This is a genomic window from Vibrio sp. AIC-3, assembly GCF_013114515.1.
GTDB classification, from domain to species: Bacteria; Pseudomonadota; Gammaproteobacteria; order Enterobacterales; family Vibrionaceae; genus Vibrio; species Vibrio crassostreae_C.
Map to the genome: position 1 here is coordinate 62,171 of NZ_VTXG01000019.1, position 18,447 is coordinate 80,617.

The following is an 18,447-nucleotide window of genomic DNA, read 5'->3' on the forward strand; positions in this document are numbered from 1 at the left end:
CTTAGCTGTTTACTGGGTCACACACAGGTTAGATCCAAGTAAAATTCGCAGCTAAGACTATTGCTTACTAAAAGGATAGCATTATGAGAACTGTAGATTTCACTCCACTTTACCGCAACGCAATCGGCTTCGATCGTCTATTCAACATGATGGAAGCGAATACATCGAAGAACTCTTCTGGCGGTTACCCTCCATACAACATCGAGCAAAAAGACGAGAACAACTACCGTATTACTATGGCAGTCGCTGGTTTTGCTGATGACCAATTAGATCTGACTCAGAAAGAGAACATGCTAATTGTGAAAGGTGAGCGTAAAGCAGAAGCAGAGAAAACCTTCGTATACCAAGGTATCGCAGAGCGCGATTTCGAGCGTAAATTCCAACTGGCTGACTACGTAAAAGTGGTAGGTGCAAGCATGGAAAATGGTCTTCTTCACATCGACCTCGAACGCGAAATCCCAGAAGCGATGCAACCACGTAAGATTGCTATCAATGGTAATAGTTTACTAGAAGGCTAATTACTGTTAGCTCCTTAGAGCTAAAAAATATCGGGAAGTAAAAGTGAAAGAGCACCTAATGAGGTGCTCTTTTTGTATTTGACCTGCGGTAAGCTAAAAGCTCTTATTACTGCTCTGAGTAAGCCTTTTTCACTTCTTCAGCAATGATAGCAATGCCTTTCTGCATCGCCTCATCATCTTGCACGTAGTTCATACGTAGACATTGATGGGCATGATCCCACTCGTCTTCTTGGCCGATAAAGAAGTATTCACCCGGAACAATCAATACGCCGCGAGCTTTAAGGCGGTCGTACAGTTCCATTGTGGTGATCGGCAGCTCATCAAACCATAGCCATAAGAAGATAGCGCCTTCAGGCTTGTGAATACGGAAGCGAGGGTCGTCGATAGCGTCTTGTAACAGTTCAACTGCACGTAGTGACTTATCTTTATAGAAAGGTTTGATTACCTCGCTACTTAAGCGCAGTAAATCGCCTTTTTCAATCATGTGATTGGCAATTGCAGGGCCAACACTGTTTGGCGCTAAGCTAATGATGCCATTCATGTTGGTCAATGCTTGTGTTACTTCTTCACTCGCAATTACGATACCGCAACGCACACCCGGCAAACCAAGCTTAGAAAGGCTCATGCACAGAATCGTATTTTCATTCCAGAGCGGTTCGACATCTTCAAAGATGATGTTAGGAAACGGCAGGCCGTAAGCATTGTCGATCAGCAGTGGGATGTTGTTTTCACGCGCCAGTTTATCCAGTTTACGCACTTCTTCGTCGGTCAGTACGTTACCCGTTGGGTTGGTTGGACGAGATGCACAGATAGCCGCGACTGAGTCATCAACCTTTAGTTGTTCAAAATCAACGTGGTATTTAAACTGACGGTTTTCTAGCAGTTCGATCTCTGGGTGGTAAGAGATAAAGATATCGTCATCAATACCCGCGTCGCCGTAGCCGATGTATTCCGGTGCGATTGGCAGTAGGATTTTCTTATGTGAACCGTCAGGCTGTTGGCCTGCTAGCAGGTTGAACAGGTAGAAGAAGCCACTTTGACTGCCATTAGTCAGGCTGATGTTCTTCTCGCTGATGTCCCAACCGTAGGTCTCTTTCAGCATTGCCGCTAACGATTTGATGAAGCTGTCTTTACCCTGCGGACCATCGTAGTTGGCGAGGGCGGCGATGAGTTCTCCACTGGCGAGCATGTCGGCGCTGGCTTGGTTAAAGTAATCGAGCATGGCAGGGATAGCGGCAGGGTTGCCACCACCGAGCATGATAGCGCCAGGAGTGCGCAGGCCATCATTCAAATCATCCATTAAACGAGTGATTCCAGAGTATCGATTAAACTTTTCGCCAAACTTAGAGAACTGCATTACTAATTTTACCTAATTCATTGTGATTGCTTGTTACGTGTCATTAAGGCAGACCTTATGTCTGCCATCAGTGTATTCCTTGAACATACCGCAATGTTTTTGCGACGCATAGCGCCAAATGCTCTAACACGTAAAAAACTTCTATAAAGTTTGGTTAATGAGTGACAGCTTGCTTATTGAACGTACCTTTAGCGATAAAAAAAGGAGAAGCCTAAGCTTCCCCTTTAGTTTCTGGTGTTTATGTTAATGAAGGTTTAGTTCGAACCGGTATAAACGACTAATACCTTGTCATCTTGGTATTGGCGTTCGAACGCATAGTAGCCCTTGCTGTTACGGATGATGTGCTTACCCTGAGCAACGGCTGGGTGGCGTTGGCGGAATTGGCCAAGCGCTTGCCAGTGTTCTAGCAGCTCTGCACGTTCGCCAGTGATTTGATCCCAAGGCATGTCTGAGCGTGTGCCTTGCATTGGATCAGAACCCGTTGGGCCAAAGTCTCGGGCGATTTCATCGCCGTAATAGATCTGTACCGCACCGGGAGCCAGCATCAACGCGTTTGCAGCTTTGGTTTGTTTTGCAAAGTCACTGCCATGTTGTGTCCAGAATAGCGAGGTGTCGTGAGACGAAAGGTAACTCAGTACGTTGAACTCGCTGTCGTTGTTGATCTTCTCTGCGTATCGAAGGTAATCAGCATCAAGATCGGATAGGCACTTGAGCGCCTTTGGTGCGATATCACTCTGGAATTCAAAGTTGATGATCGAATCAAATCCGTTAGCGAAGTAATCTGATTTGACCACGCTGTGTGCCCATACTTCGCCAGTCATCCAGAAGGGTAAGTCATCCAAGGCCTTGTCTGGGTTGTTCTGTTTCCACTCGGCAAGTGCCTGGTTGGTGCTCTCTTTCAGTTCTGCCCATGCTTCGAGTTCAACGTGTTTAGCGGTATCGACCCTGAAACCATCGACACCATATTCGCGCACCCAATCCGATAACCAAGTGATTAAATGGTTACGAGGTGTTTTGAGTTCATCGGTCGCGCTGGTGGACTTATTGCGATAGAAATTAGGCAGCCCGATTGTCTCTGTCGACTCTGTTTTGAAATCGGGCAGATGCGCCAAAGACATGGTGAGGTTATTGTAGCCCGGAGAGTCATAGGCGCCGATATCGCTGCGTAGCCAAGCTTTGCCCCACCACTTTTCCCACGCTTCTTTATCGCTGTAAGAGATGTAGTTGTTGAAGTAGTGCCAGTTCTGACCTTTGGCAGGTTGCCAATCTGTCCAGTTTTCGCCAAGTGTTTGTTTGGCTTCTTCGTCAGTTAGGTTGAGCTTACCAAAATCAAACTCTTGCATGTCGGCAAGCGTCGCATAGCCGGTGTGGTTCATTACCACATCCCAAACAACACGAATGCCTTTGCTATGCGCGGTATCGATGAAGGTTTTTAGCTCGTCTTCGGTGCCCATGTTGTCATCGAGCTTGGTCCAATCTTGATGGTAGTAGCCGTGGTAGCCGTAGTGTTTGAAGTCACCTCGATCACCGCCGCCAACCCAGCCGTGGATTTGCTCTAACGGAGACGTTATCCAGATAGCATTAGCACCGAGTGATTCTATGTAATCGAGTTTTTCGGTTAAGCCTGCCAAGTCACCACCGTGGAAGGTGCCGATTTCGTCTTGTCCATCTTGGCTGCGACCGTAACTGTTGTCGTTATCAGGATTACCATTGTGGAAACGGTCAGTCATTACGAAGTAAACCGTGGCGTTATCCCAACTAAAGTCAGCTTTGGTTTCTGGTTCTACTTTCTCAAGCAGCAGAACACCTTGGCTATTTTCTGCTGGCTGCATGGTGACGCTGCCATTCGTTACTGTGACTTGTTTGCCTGAAAGAGCGTCTCTAACCACGGTGCCATCATCAAAGGTTTGAGCAACGTCGATGATGGTTGGTTCGTCACTAGGAACCGGACAAGCAAAGCTTTGTACTTGTTGTTGCTTCGGCTTTATCTGAACGGTCAGTTCATTGGTTTGTGGGTTGAGCATAAACTGATAGGTGTTAGCGCGAAAGATCTTGATATCTAATTCAGACTTCTCGGCGCAGTCGTCTAGGCGAAGGGGTTTATTGAATTTGATGCGGTTTTCTTCAGCCAGCGCATAGTTGGTGCCACAGGTATTTTGAGTATCGCTGATAGAGAAGGTATAGCTACCTTTCGCGAGTTCCTGTTCTGCAATCACGGTGCCTTTACCGGATGATTCGAATACGACAGTGTCGTTATCAATTGTCAGTAATAGGTTGTTGTCACTGGTTTGGCTGCATGCGCTGAGTGCGAGTATTGAAAGCGCGAGTACTGTTTTTTTCATTGTTCCCTTCCCCTGAATAAACAGGTCAGTTATAGCAAACAATGCCCTCTACAGTCTGAGTGCTGTTTCATTCAGTTAATCAATAAGACCTCTACAAACAAATGCTTGGTTCACAAAAACAAAAAGGGAAGCTTTCGCTTCCCTTTGGGTGTTTACCGTTAATTACTCAGAGTATGACTTAGAGTAATTGTCTCACTTGTGCTTATTTTTGCAGTAGAGAGATGTCAGCAATCTGTAGGAACAGGTTACGTAGGTTGTTCAGTAGCGTTAGACGGTTCTTCTTAAGCGCTTCGTCATCAGCCATCACCATTACGTTATCGAAGAATGCATCAACTGGTTCACGTAGATCAGCAAGCTTGCTTAGGGCTTCTTGGTAGTTACCTGTTGCGAATGCTGGTTCTAGTGCTTCCGTCATTACTTCAACGTTTTCAGCCAGTGCTTTCTCTGCGTCTTCTTGAAGAAGCGTTAGGTCGATTTCAGCTGGTAGCTCGCCATCGAATTTCGCAAGGATATTACCTACACGCTTGTTCGCTGCTGCTAGTGCTTCTGCTGCTTCCAGTTCACGGAAGTGAGAAACCGCTTTAACACGTTGGTCAAAGTCAGCAGGCTTAGTTGGACGACGTGCTAGTACCGCTTGGATGATATCAACGCTGAAACCAGCATCTTGGTACCATGCGCGGAAACGACCTAGCATGAAGTCGATAACGTCAGCTTCTACGTTTTTGTTAGTCAGCTTGTCGCCTAGTAGCTCTTTCGCTTTGCCGATCAGATCGGTTAGGTCTAGGTTGTAGCCGTTTTCAACGATGATACGTAGCACACCTAGAGACGCACGACGAAGTGCAAATGGGTCAGAACCTTTTGGTGCTTGGCCAATACCGAAGATACCTACGATAGTGTCTAGCTTGTCTGCCATTGCTACTGCTGAAGAGATACCAGTGCTTGGTAGATCGTCACCCGCGAAACGAGGCATGTATTGCTCGTAAAGTGCCAGTGCAACTTGCTCGTCTTCACCGTCGTGAGTCGCGTAGTGCATGCCCATCACACCTTGAGTATCCGTAAATTCGAATACCATAGAGGTCATTAGGTCACACTTAGCCAGTAGGCCAGCACGCTTAGACTTTTCAACGTCAGCATCGATTTGCTCAGCAATGTAGCCTGCAAGCTCTGTGATGCGGTCTGTTTTGTCTTTGATAGTACCCAATTGCTTCTGGAAGATAGCCTGGTCTAGTTCAGCAAGACGGTCGATAAGCGGGCGCTTACGGTCTGTGTTGAAGAAGAATTCAGCATCAGCAAGACGTGGGCGTACCACTTTCTCGTTACCTTCGATAACGTGACGAGGCTCTTTAGACTCGATGTTCGATACGAAGATGAAGTTCGGTAGTAGCTTCTTGTTGTCATCGTAAACAGGGAAGTACTTTTGGTCACCCTTCATGGTGTAAACCAAAGCTTCAGAAGGTACTTTTAGGAACTCTTCTTCAAACTTCGCTGTAAGTACTACTGGCCATTCAACCAGAGACGTTACTTCTTCAACAAGGTCATCTTCTAGGTCAGCTTTACCGCCAACCGCTGCTGCCGCTTTTTGAGAGTCAGCAAGGATGATTGCTTTACGCGCTTCGTAATCCGCCATTACTTTACCGCGCTCTTCTAGGATCGCAGGGTATTGGTCAGCAGAATCGATTGTGAACTCTTGTTCGCCCATGAAACGGTGGCCACGGATAGTACGAGCAGATGCTACGCCTAGGATTTCGCCTTCAACAAGCTCATCACCTAGTAGTACTGTCAGTGTTTTCACTGGACGGATAAATTGAATGTCTGAGTTACCCCAGCGCATTGCTTTAGGGATTGGTAGGCCAGCTAGTGCTTTCGCAGCGATGTCCATCACCAATTCTTGAACAGGTTTGCCAGCCACTTCTTGTTTGAAAAGAAGCCACTCGCCTTTGTCTGTTTTCAGACGGTCAGCTTGCTCAACAGTAATACCGTTACCACGAGCCCAACCTTGTGCCGCTTTAGTCGCGTTGCCTTCTGCATCGAATGCTACAGAAACAGCAGGACCACGTTTTTCAACGACTTTGTCCGCTTGGCCTTCAGCCAGTGCTGTTACTTTAAGTGCTAGACGACGAGGTGCTGCGTACCACTTGATGCCTTCGTGAGAAAGCTCAGCCGTTTTAAGACCTGCTTCAAAGTTAGAAGCAAACGATTCTGCTAGAGAACGAAGTGCTGTTGGTGGAAGCTCTTCCGTACCCAGTTCAATTAGAAAATTCTTCGCCATGATTATTTACCTTCCTTCTTACACATTGGGAAGCCAAGCGCTTCACGTGACGCGTAGTACGCTTCAGCAACTGATTTAGTCAGGTTGCGGATACGAAGGATGTAACGTTGACGCTCTGTTACAGAGATAGCTTTGCGCGCATCAAGGATGTTAAATGCGTGACCTGCTTTTAGAATGCGCTCGTAAGCTGGAAGCGGCAGTGGCTTCTCAAGCTCAAGTAGTTCTTTACACTCTTTCTCGCACTGATCGAAGAAAGTGAATAGGAAATCTACGTCTGCGTGCTCGAAGTTGTATGTTGATTGCTCAACTTCGTTTTGGTGGAAGATGTCACCGTAAGTCACGTTAGAACCGTCTGGTGCTACGTTCCATACTAGGTCGTAAACAGAATCTACTTCCTGGATGTACATTGCTAGACGCTCGATACCGTAAGTGATCTCACCTGTTACAGGTTTACACTCAAGGCCGCCAACCTGTTGGAAGTAAGTAAACTGTGTTACTTCCATGCCGTTTAGCCATACTTCCCAACCAAGGCCCCATGCGCCTAGTGTTGGGTTTTCCCAGTTATCTTCAACGAAGCGAATGTCGTGAACAAGTGGGTCAACACCAAGAACCTCTAGGGAGCCTAGGTACAACTCTTGGATATTGTCTGGCGATGGTTTTAGCGCTACTTGGAATTGGTAGTAGTGCTGCAGACGGTTCGGGTTTTCACCGTAACGGCCATCGGTCGGACGACGAGAAGGTTGAACGTAAGCTGTAGACATTGGCTCTGGGCCAAGTGCTCGTAGACATGTCATTGGGTGAGAGGTGCCTGCACCTACTTCCATATCTAGAGGTTGAACAATGGTACAACCGTTTTGAGCCCAGTAATCCTGCAGCGCGAGGATCATTCCCTGGAAGGTTTTGATATCGTATTTTTGCATAGTCAGGTTCGCGCGATTCTTTTAAATGAATGAGAAAAATAACCTCTGAGTATACCGAGATATTCGTAAAGCGAGTAGGGGTAATCTTGTTTAATTAGTGGTCTAAAATGTCGTTTAGTGGATTTTTGTGCCTTTAATGTTTGTTTTTCGGCACAAGTGGATATTTTGATAACTTTGACACTTGTGTTTGAAAGCATGGGCTATTAAAATCTCGCGGTCTTTGGGGAGTAGCTTACTTATTCATATCCTATTGAATGAGTTCGTTCGTCAACATAATTGATGCAAAATCATCATGGCGTTCGAGGCAACCACCACCTTGGTGGTGCTTAGCAAGACCATAGACAAGCATCGTGAACCGGGATGGGGCGCGAGGTTTGTCTTTGGTTAAATATAATAATCCCCATCCCAAATGAGCATGTCGTGAGCGTTTTAGCAATTTCAATTACAACTGTCGCCTTAGCCGAGATCGGTGATAAGACTCAGTTGCTATCTCTTTTATTAGCCAGTCGATATCGCAAGCCGATACCTATCATCGCAGCTATCTTCTTTGCCACCATTGCCAATCATGCCCTTGCAGCATGGCTCGGGGTCGTGGTTGCTGATTATCTTTCACCTGAAGTATTAAAGTGGGTGCTGGTGGTCAGTTTCATTGCGATGGCTGGCTGGATTTTGATTCCCGATAAGTTAGATGACGATGAACAGATCTCAAACCGAGGACCGTTTGTCGCCAGTTTTATCGCTTTCTTTATTGCTGAGATCGGCGATAAAACCCAAATTGCGACCTCTATCCTAGGGGCTCAATATGCGGATGCATTAGCGTGGGTGATTCTGGGTACAACCATTGGTATGTTGCTGGCAAATGTGCCTGTGGTGATCATCGGTAAGCTGTCTGCTGATAAGATGCCTCTTGATCTGATTCGTAAGATCACAGCCTTGCTATTCGTGGGTTTAGCTATCGCTGCTGCGTTTTACTCGTAAGTGTTTTGAGTCTTATTATACTCAATCAGTAGAGTAATGTGTTGTAGGTCATACTCTTACAGTATTGTGGGGTTTATCGAGCGAATGGACATATAACTGTCATACTTGTCATGATATTTTAATCTTGTGAGTTAAGAACACGAGGGCATGATTATGTTGACGCGTTATATGGGTATTACTCCACAAAGCCAAAGTTATCTATTTACTTTTGGTCTTGCACTTACACTGTTAGGCATGGTGTTGACGGACATGTGGCTGCCAATGGTCGCGGGTGCCATCATCATGACTGCACTTGCGGTAGAGGCTTGGATTCGGGTCGCGCATATTATTCCGATGCGCAAAGATATCCGAGAAATTCAGCATCAGCTGGAGCATCAGCTGGAGCATCTGCAAAACAAATCTAGAAGCGAATAAACAAAAAGCCGCTCGTACTCTGAGTTCTGTTTAAGAACATAAGGTACGAGCGGCTTTTTTGATACTTGATAGTCGGTGGGGCGTTACGCCTCCAATCCCTTTCTGATCAAATACTGGTAAGGCAACGTTTCTGTTGCTTGGCCTACCAACTGGTGATCCATGAATCGACAAAAGCTCGGAATATCTCGAGTTGTCGAAGGATCGTCAGCTTTTACCAGTAACACATCGCCATCCTGCATGTTTCTAATTGTCTTCCTGACCATCATTACTGGTTCCGGGCAACGCAGGCCTTCAGCTTCTAAAGTATGGGTTGCCAGTTCAGGTTTGAATGTCATGGTTTGTATCTCTATATCTATCTAACGAGTGAATAATACGTCTGCAGAAAAAATATGCAATAAGTGCTTGGCAAACAGAATCATTTCCTATAACTTAGTTAACAAGTTGATAACAACTTGAAGCAAAGGCAACTAGCTAAGGAGTGGCGATGTTGACAGGATTAGATAGATTAACAATTTATTCGGTTCTCTGTTTTATTTCTTTTTGTGCGTTAGTACTACGCTCATCGACAGAGACCTCACTGATGCCTATTTTTGGCATAGTAGCAACGATTATTGGTATTTGGGTAGAGATGCGCCGTTGGCAAGGCATAGCCGAAGAGCAAGAGCACTAACCCGAATACAGCAAGCGAATTCCGATACGACAACATTCCGACACTATCCCCAAATTTTCTTGGGCTTCCCCGCGTAATTGCGGGATTTTTTTTATCTAAAGCATGCTATAAACAACTTAGTGACTAATGGCAATCGTATACAGCTAGGTAAGTGGCGTGGAATTAGAAGACATCTATCGTAGAGACCTTAATTTATTGGTCGCTTTAAAGGTATTGATTGAAGAGGGCAGCGTAAGCCAGGCCGCGCTTCGTCTTAACTTAAGCCAATCCGCAACCAGTCGAGTATTAGGGCGTTTAAGAGAATTACTAAACGATCCGTTGTTTACACGTCAAGGTCAGCACCTTATTCCTACCAAGAAAGCACTCGAGATCAGTCAGCGTATTGATCAGCCTTTGGAGTCTTTTCGCCAATTGCTGAGTCCGAGTGACTTTGACCCTTACTATTGCAGCGAACGTTTTCTGATCGCTACCACCGATTATGCGATGCAAACCATCTTGCCTTATGCGTTGCCTAAGATTTATGAACAAGCACCCAATATCTCTTTGGAGTTTGCTCCGTTGCAGCATGAGCATTTGTTTAAACAGCTCAGCACCGAACGCGTTGATATGGCGATCTGTCGTCCGAGTGGCAGCATTGCACCACTTCATCAAGAAGTCTTGGGGCCGGTTGGTGTGTCGTGTCTGTTATCTAAAAACCATCCATTAGCCGATCAACCTTTAAGCCTTGCAGACTATGTTTCACTCCCACATGCGATGATTGCGATTAGTGATGGTGTTAAGGCTTTATTGGACAACGCTTTAGCTAATCAACAACCCAGAAAAATGGTACTGCGTGCTTATCACCTTGAAGCGGCATTGGCGATTGTCGATAGAATGCCGTTGGTGATTACTGTGCCTGCTGATTTGGCTTATTTGGTAGCAGAGCGTTATGACTTGGTTGTTAAGCCATTACCATTTGAATTTATGCCGTTTGATTACTCACTGATCTGGCACTCGCGTTGCGATTCTTCTGCTTCACAACAATGGTTAAGAAGAGTGGTAAAAGAAGAGTGTGGTGAGTTGATTCAAAAACGGATTGCGGATGTCGGTTTGGGTTAACCGGATCTGAGTCTGAGTTCACTTGACCCGAATGACAAAAACGCAAAAGGGCTGATAAAAATCAGCCCTTTGTTGTTTTGGGTTATCCAAGCCTAAAGCTGTTGCTTAAGGTTTGATAACTTTATGTTTGAGAGCCTATAGTTTAATGACTACGCGACCAGTGATTTGACCGTTAGTGATGTCTTCTGCTGCTTGAATTGCACCGTCTAAAGACACTTCTTTGGTTGCTTGAGCGTAGAAAGATTCTGGTAGTAGCTCAGCCAGTTGTTCCCACGCTTTAATACGTTTTTCACGAGGGCACATTACAGAATCAACACCTTGTAGGCGAACGTTACGCAGAATGAATGGCATTACCGTGGTTGGTAAGTCAAAACCGCCTGCTAGACCACACATCGCAACCGCACCGTTGTAATCAATTTGCGCCAATACTTTCGCAAGCACTTTGCTGCCTACCGTATCGATAGCGCCAGCCCACAGTTGTTTTTCTAGTGGCTTAGCTGGTTCTTCTAGTTCAGCACGCTCTACAATACGTGTCGCGCCTAGTGATTTAAGTAGTTCACCGTTTACAGAAGCACGGCCAGTCACTGCTGCCACTTTGTAGCCCAGTTGGTTTAGTAGAGTGATAGATACGCTACCTACGCCGCCACTTGCACCTGTTACTAGGATTTCACCGTCTTCTGGTTTGATGCCTGCATCTACGATAGCTTGCACACAAAGCATTGCCGTGAAGCCTGCTGTACCGATCGCCATGACTTTCTTAGCGTCTAGACCTTTAGGCATTGGCACTAACCAATCACCGTTTAGGCTCGCTTTTTCAGCCATGCCGCCCCAGTGACCTTCACCAACACCCCAACCCGTTAAAACAACTTCGTCGCCTGCTTTGTAGCGTGGGTCATCAGATTGTGAAACCACACCTGAAAGGTCGATACCAGGAACCATAGGGAAGTTACGAACAATGCGCCCTTTACCTGTAATCGCCAAACCATCTTTGTAGTTCAAAGAAGAGTAGCTAACATCAATCTTCACGTTACCTTCTGGTAATTGAGATTCTTCAATTTGAGAAATTGACGCGATAGTTTTTTTGTCTTCTTGGTTTAGTACAAGTGCTTTAAACATGATCTGCTCCGTGGAGGAATATTAGGAAACTGAAGTAACTTTAGTTGAATCATCCGAGAAAAAATAATGAAACATCAACATTGAATATATGCGTTTTGTGCATAGATGTCAGGGTTGGTTTTTCTCTCGTTGAGTTCGCTGAACGCAATCGATGCATTGTTGGATGCCAAGCAATAAAAAGTGCAGCTATATAAATATAGCTGCACAAAAGATTACCCTTCAAATATTACAGTCAGTAAACGCTATGGGCGTTCAAATACCGTTGCAATACCTTGGCCTAAACCAATACACATAGTCGCCAAGCCGTATTTCACGTCTTGTGCTTCCATCAGGTTGATTAGCGTCGTCGAGATACGAGAACCAGAACAGCCTAGTGGGTGACCCAGAGCAATCGCACCGCCGTTAAGGTTTACTTTCTCGTCAACAACATCCAGTAGACCTAAGTCTTTAGCACAAGGTAGAGATTGAGCAGCAAACGCTTCGTTTAACTCAATCACACCCATGTCTTCAATGGTTAGTCCTGCACGTTTGAGTGCTTTTTGGGTTGCTGGTACTGGGCCGTAACCCATGATTGAAGGATCGCAGCCAGCGATAGCCATAGACTTCACGCGAGCGCGAATCTTAAGGCCAAGTGCGTTAGCTTTCTCTTCGCTCATGATAAGCATTGCAGAAGCGCCATCAGACAGAGCTGATGAAGTACCTGCTGTTACTGTGCCGTTTGCTGGGTCAAATACCGGACGCAGCTGGGATAAGCCTTCAACTGTTGTCTCTGGGCGAATGACTTCGTCGTAATCCAGAGTGAACAGAGAACCGTCTGCAGCGTGAGCTTCGGTTGGCAGGATTTCATTTTTGAAACGACCTTCAACCGTAGCTGCTTGAGCGCGAGCATGTGAGCGTGCTGCGAATGCATCTTGGTCTTCACGGCTAATACCGTGCATTTTGCCTAACATCTCAGCGGTTAGCCCCATCATGCCGGCCGCTTTTGCTACGTGTTTTGACATGCCTGGGTGAAAATCAACACCATGGTTCATTGGTACGTGGCCCATGTGCTCCACACCACCAATCAGGCAGATTTCAGCATCACCAACCATGATAGAGCGAGTTGCATCATGCAAAGCTTGCATAGATGAACCACATAAACGGTTGACTGTTACAGCACCAATCTCAATCGGTAGACCAGCAAGCAAGGCAGCGTTACGTGCAACGTTGAAGCCTTGCTCTAGTGTTTGTTGTACACAACCCCAGTAAATATCTTCAATTTCGACAGGGTTTACTTCTGGGTTGCGCTCTAAAATGCCTTTCATCAAATGTGCAGACAGATCTTCAGCACGAGTGTGACGGAAAGCTCCACCTTTGGAACGTCCCATTGGGGTGCGAAGGCAATCAACAACAACTACATTTTTCATTTTGCTATTCCTTTTCCAAATGTGGGTTACAGAGAACTGGCTTGTTGGCTGTCGTAAAAGCTTTCGCCCTTCGCTGCCATATCAAGCAATAGCTGAGGAACTTGGTACATTGCACCTAAGTCTTGGTAGCCTTTCGCCATTTCAACGAAGTTACCAATGCCCACACTGTCTAAGTAGCGGAATACGCCGCCTCTAAATGGAGGGAAGCCTAAACCGTAAACCAGTGCCATATCCGCTTCTTGCGGTGTCGCGATAATGCCTTCTTCTAGACAAAGCACCACTTCGTTGATCATTGGAATCATCACGCGCTGGATAATTGTTTGGTCATCAAAATCTTGTGGTGCTTGACATACGTCAGCCAAGATAGGAAGAATGTCTTCAGAGAAGGTCTTCTTCGGACGACCACGCTTGTCTACGCTGTATGTGTAGAAACCGCTACCGTTTTTCTGACCGTATTTTTCAGCAACGTAAAGTGCATCAATCGCATCACGACCTTCTTTGCCCATACGCTCTGGGAAACCTTGCGCCATCACAGCTTGTGCGTGGTGTGCAGTGTCTAGGCCTACAACGTCTAGTAAGTAAGCCGGGCCCATTGGCCAACCGAACTTGCGCTCCATCACTTTATCGATCTTAGTGAAATCAGCACCGTCGCGTAGCAACATGCTGAAACCGCCAAAGTAAGGGAAAAGTACACGGTTAACGAAGAAGCCTGGGCAGTCGTTAACAACGATTGGGGATTTACCCATCTTCGCTGCGTAAGCAACCACGCGATTGATGGTCTCTTCTGAAGTTTGTTCACCACGGATGATCTCAACCAAAGGCATGCGATGCACAGGGTTAAAGAAGTGCATGCCACAGAAGTTTTCTGGGCGCTTCAGTGATTTCGCTAGCAGGTTGATCGGAATTGTAGAGGTGTTTGATGTTAGAACCGTGTCTTCACCAACCAAACCTTCCACTTCGCTCAGTACTGCTGCTTTTACTTTCGGGTTTTCTACTACTGCTTCAACAATCACATCCGACTGTTCTACACCCGCGTAATGCAGGCTTGGAGTAATAGAAGACAGAATACCTGCCATCTTGAATCCATCTAAGCGACCGCGTGATAAGCGTTTATTCAACAGCTTAGATGCTTCGTTCATACCTAGATCAAGCGATGCTTGTGCGATGTCTTTCATCATCACTGGCACGCCTTTTAGAGCTGATTGGTAAGCAATACCGCCGCCCATGATACCTGCACCAAGTACGGCTGCACGCTCAGTTGCTTTGTTTGCTGACTTACCCGCTTGTTTCGCTAAGCCTTTGATGTACTGGTCATTCAGGAATAAGCCAACTAATGCTTTTGCTTCTTCCGATTTCGCTAGCTTAACGAAGTGCTTACGTTCGATGTCGAGTGCTGCATCGCGATTGCTGCGTGCTGCTTCTTCAATCGCAATCACAGAAGTAATCGGAGCTGGGTAGTGAGGCCCTGCTTTTTGAGCAACTAAGCCCTTCGCCATGGTAAAGCTCATCATCGCTTCGAGTTTGCTTAGTGGAAGCGCTGATGTCTTTTGTTTACGGCGTAGCTGCCAGTCTAATTTTTCATTAGCAGCCAGAGAAACGGTATTGATTGCCGATTCTAGTAACTGGTCTGTTTCAACAATCGCATCTAACAAGCCAACTTTAAGCGCTTCATCTGCACGGCATGCTTTGCCTTGCGTGATAATTTCCATTGCGCTGTCAGCACCGATAACACGAGGTAGGCGTACACAACCACCAAAACCAGGCATGATGCCAAGTTTGGTTTCAGGTAGGCCAATGCTGGTGGTCTTGTCACCGATACGGAAATCGGTAGCGAGTACACATTCACAGCCGCCGCCAAGGGCATGGCCACGCATCATTGAAAGAGTTGGGACAGGAAGGTCTTCGAGCTTGCTGAAGATTGAATTAGCGAATCTTAACCATTCATCAAGTTCTGCTTCTGGCTTAGCAAATAGGCCAAGAAATTCAGTGATGTCTGCGCCTACAATGAACGCGTCTTTGTTTGAAGTTAAGATTAAACCACGTAATCCTGCGTGAGCATTAAGAGCATCTAACGCTTTATCTAGTGATTCTAAAGTAGCAAGGTCGAGTTTGTTTACAGAGGCTGGTGCACAGAAGCTTAATTCCGCAATACCATCTTGTAATTCCTTTACCTGTAGGGTGTTAGCTTGGTAAATCATTGTCTATCTCCATGACATACAATCCACGATTGTTTGAGAGAATCTTGTTATCTTTCTATTATTGTAGAATACCTGGTAAGACCAGTTATCTTAGTCTGTACCTCTGCTTGATTAATTTCAATACATTTTTTAAACAATTGTTTAACATTGTGCGATGGCACAGATCCTCTAACCCTTATTATTCACGCGTGATACACTTCGTCGCTCTTATTAACTAAGTTAACGATATGAATGAACAGCCTTATTTAATACCTTCTGCGTCGGCTCTGTTTGAAGAAGAGATAAAAAAGAGCGTCTTTATTACGCATCTTGCTCATACTCCAAGTGTTGAAGCTGCAAAACAGTTCGTAGAACAGGTGAAAAAAGAGCATTCTTCAGCACGACATAACTGTTGGGGTTTTGTTGCTGGTCGACCTGAAGACTCAATGCTTTGGGGTTTCAGTGATGATGGTGAACCCTCGGGTACAGCGGGTAAGCCTATCTTGGCGCAACTATCGGGCTCTGGTGTCGGTGAATTAACGGCTGTTGTGACGCGCTACTCTGGCGGAATTAAGCTTGGAACCGGCGGTTTGGTTAAGGCTTACGGCGGTGGCGTACAACAAGCTCTCAAGCTGCTTCAAACTATCGAGAAAAAAATAACCACAAAATTACGGCTAGAGTTAGACTATGGCTTTGTGCCGATCGCACAATCCATCATGGCTCAGCATCAGGCTGTTGAGGTCCAAGCGGATTATGGTGTTCAAGTTGAGCTTATTATTGAAATAGAGCTCCTTCAGGTAGATTCGTTTACCCAAACCATGATCAATAAAAGCGGTGCTAAGGCACTGGTAACGAAAGTCAAAGACAACTAGGAAGTGTGAAGCATTTCGCTTCGTTCAATAGCTCATGCAATTTCGCTCAATTATTCGAATCGTCGGATTATTATTAGCACTTTTTAGTGTATCAATGCTTGCTCCTGCGCTCGTCGCACTGATCTATCGAGATGGTGCGGGTGTGCCATTTGTGACGACCTTCTTCGTTCTCTTATTCTGTGGAGCAACTTGCTGGTTTCCAAACCGACGTTATAAGCATGAATTGAAAGCGCGTGATGGCTTTTTGATTGTTGTTCTGTTTTGGACGGTAATCGGTAGTGCGGGTGCGCTGCCGTTTTTGATCGCCGATAACCCCAATGTGTCGGTAACCGATGCTTTCTTCGAATCCTTCTCTGCATTAACTACGACAGGTGCGACCGTAATTGTCGGCCTCGATGATCTGCCTAAGGCGATTCTTTTTTATCGTCAGTTCCTACAATGGTTTGGTGGTATGGGTATCATCGTATTAGCGGTAGCTATCCTCCCTGTTCTGGGTATCGGTGGTATGCAGTTATATCGTGCTGAAATCCCGGGTCCAGTAAAAGATAGCAAGATGACTCCGCGTATTGCTGAAACGGCAAAAGCGCTTTGGTACATCTACCTGAGCTTAACCATTGCTTGTGCAGTGGCGTTTTGGCTTGCTGGGATGAGCTTCTTTGATGCCATCAGTCATAGCTTCTCTACTATTGCGATTGGTGGCTTCTCGACTCACGATGCGAGCATGGGGTATTTCAATAGCCCTGCGATCAACATGATTACAGTTGTGTTCCTTCTTATATCCGCATGTAACTATTCGCTTCACTTTGCTGCATTTGCTTCAGGTGGTGTGCATCCTAAGTATTATTGGAAAGATCCTGAGTTCCGCGCCTTTATCTTTATTCAGGCAGTACTGTTCTTGGTTTGTTTCTTATTACTGCTCAATCATCACTCTTATGATTCGTACTACGATGCTTTCGACCAAGCCTTGTTCCAAACCGTGTCTATCTCTACGACCGCGGGTTTTACAACGACGGGTTTCTCAGAGTGGCCATTGTTCTTACCCGTACTGCTTTTGTTCTCTTCTTTTATAGGGGGATGTGCAGGTTCTACGGGTGGTGGTATGAAAGTGATTCGAATCTTACTACTTACTCTGCAAGGTGCTCGTGAAATGAAGCGTCTTGTTCACCCACGGGCTGTCTATACCATCAAGGTTGGCGGTTCTGCACTACCACAACGTGTTGTAGATGCGGTCTGGGGCTTCTTCTCTGCATACGCATTAGTGTTTGTGGTTTGTATGCTGGCTCTTATTGCAACTGGTATGGACGAGTTGAGTGCTTTCTCTGCGGTAGCGGCGACATTAAATAACCTTGGCCCGGGCCTTGGTGAAGTCGCGGTGCACTTTGGCGATGTGAACGACAAAGCAAAATGGGTACTTATCGTATCTATGCTGTTTGGCCGATTAGAAATCTTCACCTTATTAATCTTATTGACCCCTACGTTTTGGCGTAGCTAAGGACAACATTGTGGCAAAAGTTCTATTTTTGTATTCAAGCCGTGAAGGGCAGACCAAGAAAATCTTGAACTATATAAAAGAAGAAATGAGTGAGTTCGAATGTGAGCTTCAAGATCTGCACACTATTGGCAAGGTGGACTTTGCTCAGTACGACAGAGTGTTGATTGGCGCATCGATTCGTTATGGCCACCTTAATAAGAAGCTATATCAATTTATTGATGCCAACCTTACTCAGTTGCAATCAAGCAAGGTTGCGTTCTTCTGTGTTAACTTAACGGCGCGTAAAGAAGACCAAGGCAAAGATACACCAGAAGGCAGTGCGTATATTAAGAAGTTCCTTACCAAGTCTCCATGGCAGCCGACTTTAATCGGTGTATTTGCAGGTGCCCTCTATTACCCACGTTATAACTGGTTCGATAGAACCATGATCCGCTTTATTATGAATATGACAGGTGGTGAAACGGATACAACGAAGGAAGTTGAGTACACAAACTGGGAAAAAGTCTCTTTGTTCACTGAAAAACTGAAGAATATGTAAGATAAAAGCCTACTTTTGAGGCGTTTTGAGTTCTTTTTAATCGAACGAATAAAAAAACGAAAAAAACTTAAAAAAGGGCTTGCCAGTGTGATCGAAATCTCTATAATGCCACCTCGCTGACACGGGATGGCTTCTTAGGAAACCAGAACGAATCAGCAAGCCAAATTAGCCAAGCCAAGCGCTTGAAAAAAGTTTTGAAAATAGTGGTTGACACTAAAACTTAAATCGCTAAAATGGCCGTCCGATTTGAGCGAAGCTCAAAAAGGAAAAGCTCTTTAAC

16 protein-coding genes and 1 riboswitch are annotated in these 18,447 nt (G+C 45.7%); of the genes, 8 read left to right on the plus strand and 8 right to left on the minus strand.

Features of this window, described 5'->3' with window-relative positions:
- Window positions 1-83 precede the first annotated feature (83 nt).
- Window positions 84-518: an Hsp20 family protein gene (locus F0229_RS14210; RefSeq protein WP_009848140.1), complete on the plus strand. Its 435-nt coding sequence runs from the start codon at window positions 84-86 to the stop codon at window positions 516-518.
- Between the two features lie 106 nt (window positions 519-624).
- Here F0229_RS14210 and F0229_RS14215 read toward each other — a convergent pair whose 3' ends face one another.
- The 4 genes from F0229_RS14215 to glyQ all read right to left on the minus strand — a co-directional run bounded on the left by F0229_RS14215 (window position 625) and on the right by glyQ (window position 7,406).
- A complete protein-coding gene (locus F0229_RS14215; protein WP_017058812.1) occupies window positions 625-1,875 on the minus strand; it encodes a valine--pyruvate transaminase in 1,251 nt (416 codons plus the stop codon).
- Between the two features lie 254 nt (window positions 1,876-2,129).
- Window positions 2,130-4,217, minus strand: a complete 2,088-nt coding sequence (locus tag F0229_RS14220) for an alpha-amylase (protein ID WP_017058813.1) — start codon at window positions 4,215-4,217, stop codon at window positions 2,130-2,132.
- Window positions 4,218-4,419: 202 nt separating this feature from the next.
- Window positions 4,420-6,486, minus strand: a complete 2,067-nt coding sequence (gene glyS / locus F0229_RS14225) for a glycine--tRNA ligase subunit beta (protein WP_171733086.1) — start codon at window positions 6,484-6,486, stop codon at window positions 4,420-4,422.
- 2 nt (window positions 6,487-6,488) lie between these two features.
- Complete coding sequence (gene glyQ / locus F0229_RS14230; RefSeq protein WP_017058815.1) at window positions 6,489-7,406, minus strand: glycine--tRNA ligase subunit alpha; 918 nt, start codon at window positions 7,404-7,406, stop codon at window positions 6,489-6,491.
- A 210-nt stretch (window positions 7,407-7,616) separates the two neighbouring features.
- Window positions 7,617-7,733: riboswitch (yybP-ykoY riboswitch) on the plus strand.
- 93 nt (window positions 7,734-7,826) lie between these two features.
- Here glyQ and F0229_RS14235 point away from each other — a divergent pair.
- Both F0229_RS14235 and F0229_RS14240 read left to right on the plus strand, forming a co-directional pair.
- Window positions 7,827-8,384, plus strand: a complete 558-nt coding sequence (locus tag F0229_RS14235; protein WP_004739245.1) for a TMEM165/GDT1 family protein — start codon at window positions 7,827-7,829, stop codon at window positions 8,382-8,384.
- 147 nt (window positions 8,385-8,531) lie between these two features.
- The gene (locus F0229_RS14240; RefSeq protein ID WP_171733087.1) at window positions 8,532-8,798 is read left to right on the plus strand and encodes a hypothetical protein; all 267 of its coding nucleotides are present in this window, start codon (window positions 8,532-8,534) and stop codon (window positions 8,796-8,798) included.
- Between the two features lie 83 nt (window positions 8,799-8,881).
- Here the strand turns inward: F0229_RS14240 and tusA are convergent, their stop codons facing one another.
- Window positions 8,882-9,133, minus strand: a complete 252-nt coding sequence (gene tusA / locus F0229_RS14245; protein ID WP_004736675.1) for a sulfurtransferase TusA — start codon at window positions 9,131-9,133, stop codon at window positions 8,882-8,884.
- Between the two features lie 149 nt (window positions 9,134-9,282).
- On the opposite strand from tusA, the gene F0229_RS14250 reads away from it, so the two are divergent.
- Window positions 9,283-9,468, plus strand: coding sequence for a hypothetical protein (locus F0229_RS14250; protein WP_004736674.1), 186 nt, complete (start codon window positions 9,283-9,285; stop codon window positions 9,466-9,468).
- A gap of 156 nt (window positions 9,469-9,624) precedes the next feature.
- A complete protein-coding gene (locus F0229_RS14255; RefSeq protein WP_017058819.1) occupies window positions 9,625-10,566 on the plus strand; it encodes a LysR family transcriptional regulator in 942 nt (313 codons plus the stop codon).
- 135 nt (window positions 10,567-10,701) lie between these two features.
- On the opposite strand, the gene F0229_RS14260 is transcribed toward F0229_RS14255, so the two are convergent.
- The 3 genes from F0229_RS14260 to fadB form a co-directional block, all read right to left on the minus strand.
- On the minus strand, window positions 10,702-11,682 hold the full coding sequence (locus tag F0229_RS14260; protein ID WP_171733088.1) for an MDR family oxidoreductase: 981 nt from the start codon (window positions 11,680-11,682) through the stop codon (window positions 10,702-10,704).
- Between the two features lie 242 nt (window positions 11,683-11,924).
- On the minus strand, window positions 11,925-13,088 hold the full coding sequence (gene fadA, locus F0229_RS14265; protein WP_017058821.1) for an acetyl-CoA C-acyltransferase FadA: 1,164 nt from the start codon (window positions 13,086-13,088) through the stop codon (window positions 11,925-11,927).
- A 26-nt stretch (window positions 13,089-13,114) separates the two neighbouring features.
- Window positions 13,115-15,286 carry a fatty acid oxidation complex subunit alpha FadB gene (gene fadB / locus F0229_RS14270; protein WP_171733089.1) on the minus strand — a complete coding sequence of 724 codons (2,172 nt, stop codon included), beginning with the start codon at window positions 15,284-15,286 and terminating at the stop codon, window positions 13,115-13,117.
- 227 nt (window positions 15,287-15,513) lie between these two features.
- Between fadB and F0229_RS14275 the strand changes: the two genes are divergently transcribed.
- The 3 genes from F0229_RS14275 to hemG are packed head-to-tail and all read left to right on the plus strand — an operon-like array spanning window position 15,514 to window position 18,167.
- On the plus strand, window positions 15,514-16,137 hold the full coding sequence (locus F0229_RS14275; protein ID WP_017058823.1) for a YigZ family protein: 624 nt from the start codon (window positions 15,514-15,516) through the stop codon (window positions 16,135-16,137).
- 34 nt (window positions 16,138-16,171) lie between these two features.
- The gene (locus F0229_RS14280) at window positions 16,172-17,629 is read left to right on the plus strand and encodes a TrkH family potassium uptake protein (protein ID WP_008223210.1); all 1,458 of its coding nucleotides are present in this window, start codon (window positions 16,172-16,174) and stop codon (window positions 17,627-17,629) included.
- A 10-nt stretch (window positions 17,630-17,639) separates the two neighbouring features.
- Entirely contained in the window at window positions 17,640-18,167 is a 528-nt protein-coding gene (gene hemG / locus F0229_RS14285; RefSeq protein ID WP_017058824.1) for a menaquinone-dependent protoporphyrinogen IX dehydrogenase, read from the plus strand.
- Window positions 18,168-18,447: the final 280 nt, after the last annotated feature.

Excerpts from the sequence above, each read along its gene's own strand:
- F0229_RS14210 (WP_009848140.1), top strand. The coding sequence starts at position 84 with ATGAGAACTGTAGATTTCACTCCACTTTACCGCAACGCAATCGGCTTC.
- F0229_RS14215 (WP_017058812.1), bottom strand. The coding sequence starts at position 1,875 with ATGCAGTTCTCTAAGTTTGGCGAAAAGTTTAATCGATACTCTGGAATC.
- F0229_RS14220 (WP_017058813.1), bottom strand. The coding sequence starts at position 4,217 with ATGAAAAAAACAGTACTCGCGCTTTCAATACTCGCACTCAGCGCATGC.
- glyS (WP_171733086.1), bottom strand. The coding sequence starts at position 6,486 with ATGGCGAAGAATTTTCTAATTGAACTGGGTACGGAAGAGCTTCCACCA.
- glyQ (WP_017058815.1), bottom strand. The coding sequence starts at position 7,406 with ATGCAAAAATACGATATCAAAACCTTCCAGGGAATGATCCTCGCGCTG.
- F0229_RS14240 (WP_171733087.1), top strand. The coding sequence starts at position 8,532 with ATGATTATGTTGACGCGTTATATGGGTATTACTCCACAAAGCCAAAGT.
- tusA (WP_004736675.1), bottom strand. The coding sequence starts at position 9,133 with ATGACATTCAAACCTGAACTGGCAACCCATACTTTAGAAGCTGAAGGC.
- F0229_RS14250 (WP_004736674.1), top strand. The coding sequence starts at position 9,283 with ATGTTGACAGGATTAGATAGATTAACAATTTATTCGGTTCTCTGTTTT.
- F0229_RS14260 (WP_171733088.1), bottom strand. The coding sequence starts at position 11,682 with ATGTTTAAAGCACTTGTACTAAACCAAGAAGACAAAAAAACTATCGCG.
- fadA (WP_017058821.1), bottom strand. The coding sequence starts at position 13,088 with ATGAAAAATGTAGTTGTTGTTGATTGCCTTCGCACCCCAATGGGACGT.
- fadB (WP_171733089.1), bottom strand. The coding sequence starts at position 15,286 with ATGATTTACCAAGCTAACACCCTACAGGTAAAGGAATTACAAGATGGT.
- F0229_RS14275 (WP_017058823.1), top strand. The coding sequence starts at position 15,514 with ATGAATGAACAGCCTTATTTAATACCTTCTGCGTCGGCTCTGTTTGAA.
- F0229_RS14280 (WP_008223210.1), top strand. The coding sequence starts at position 16,172 with ATGCAATTTCGCTCAATTATTCGAATCGTCGGATTATTATTAGCACTT.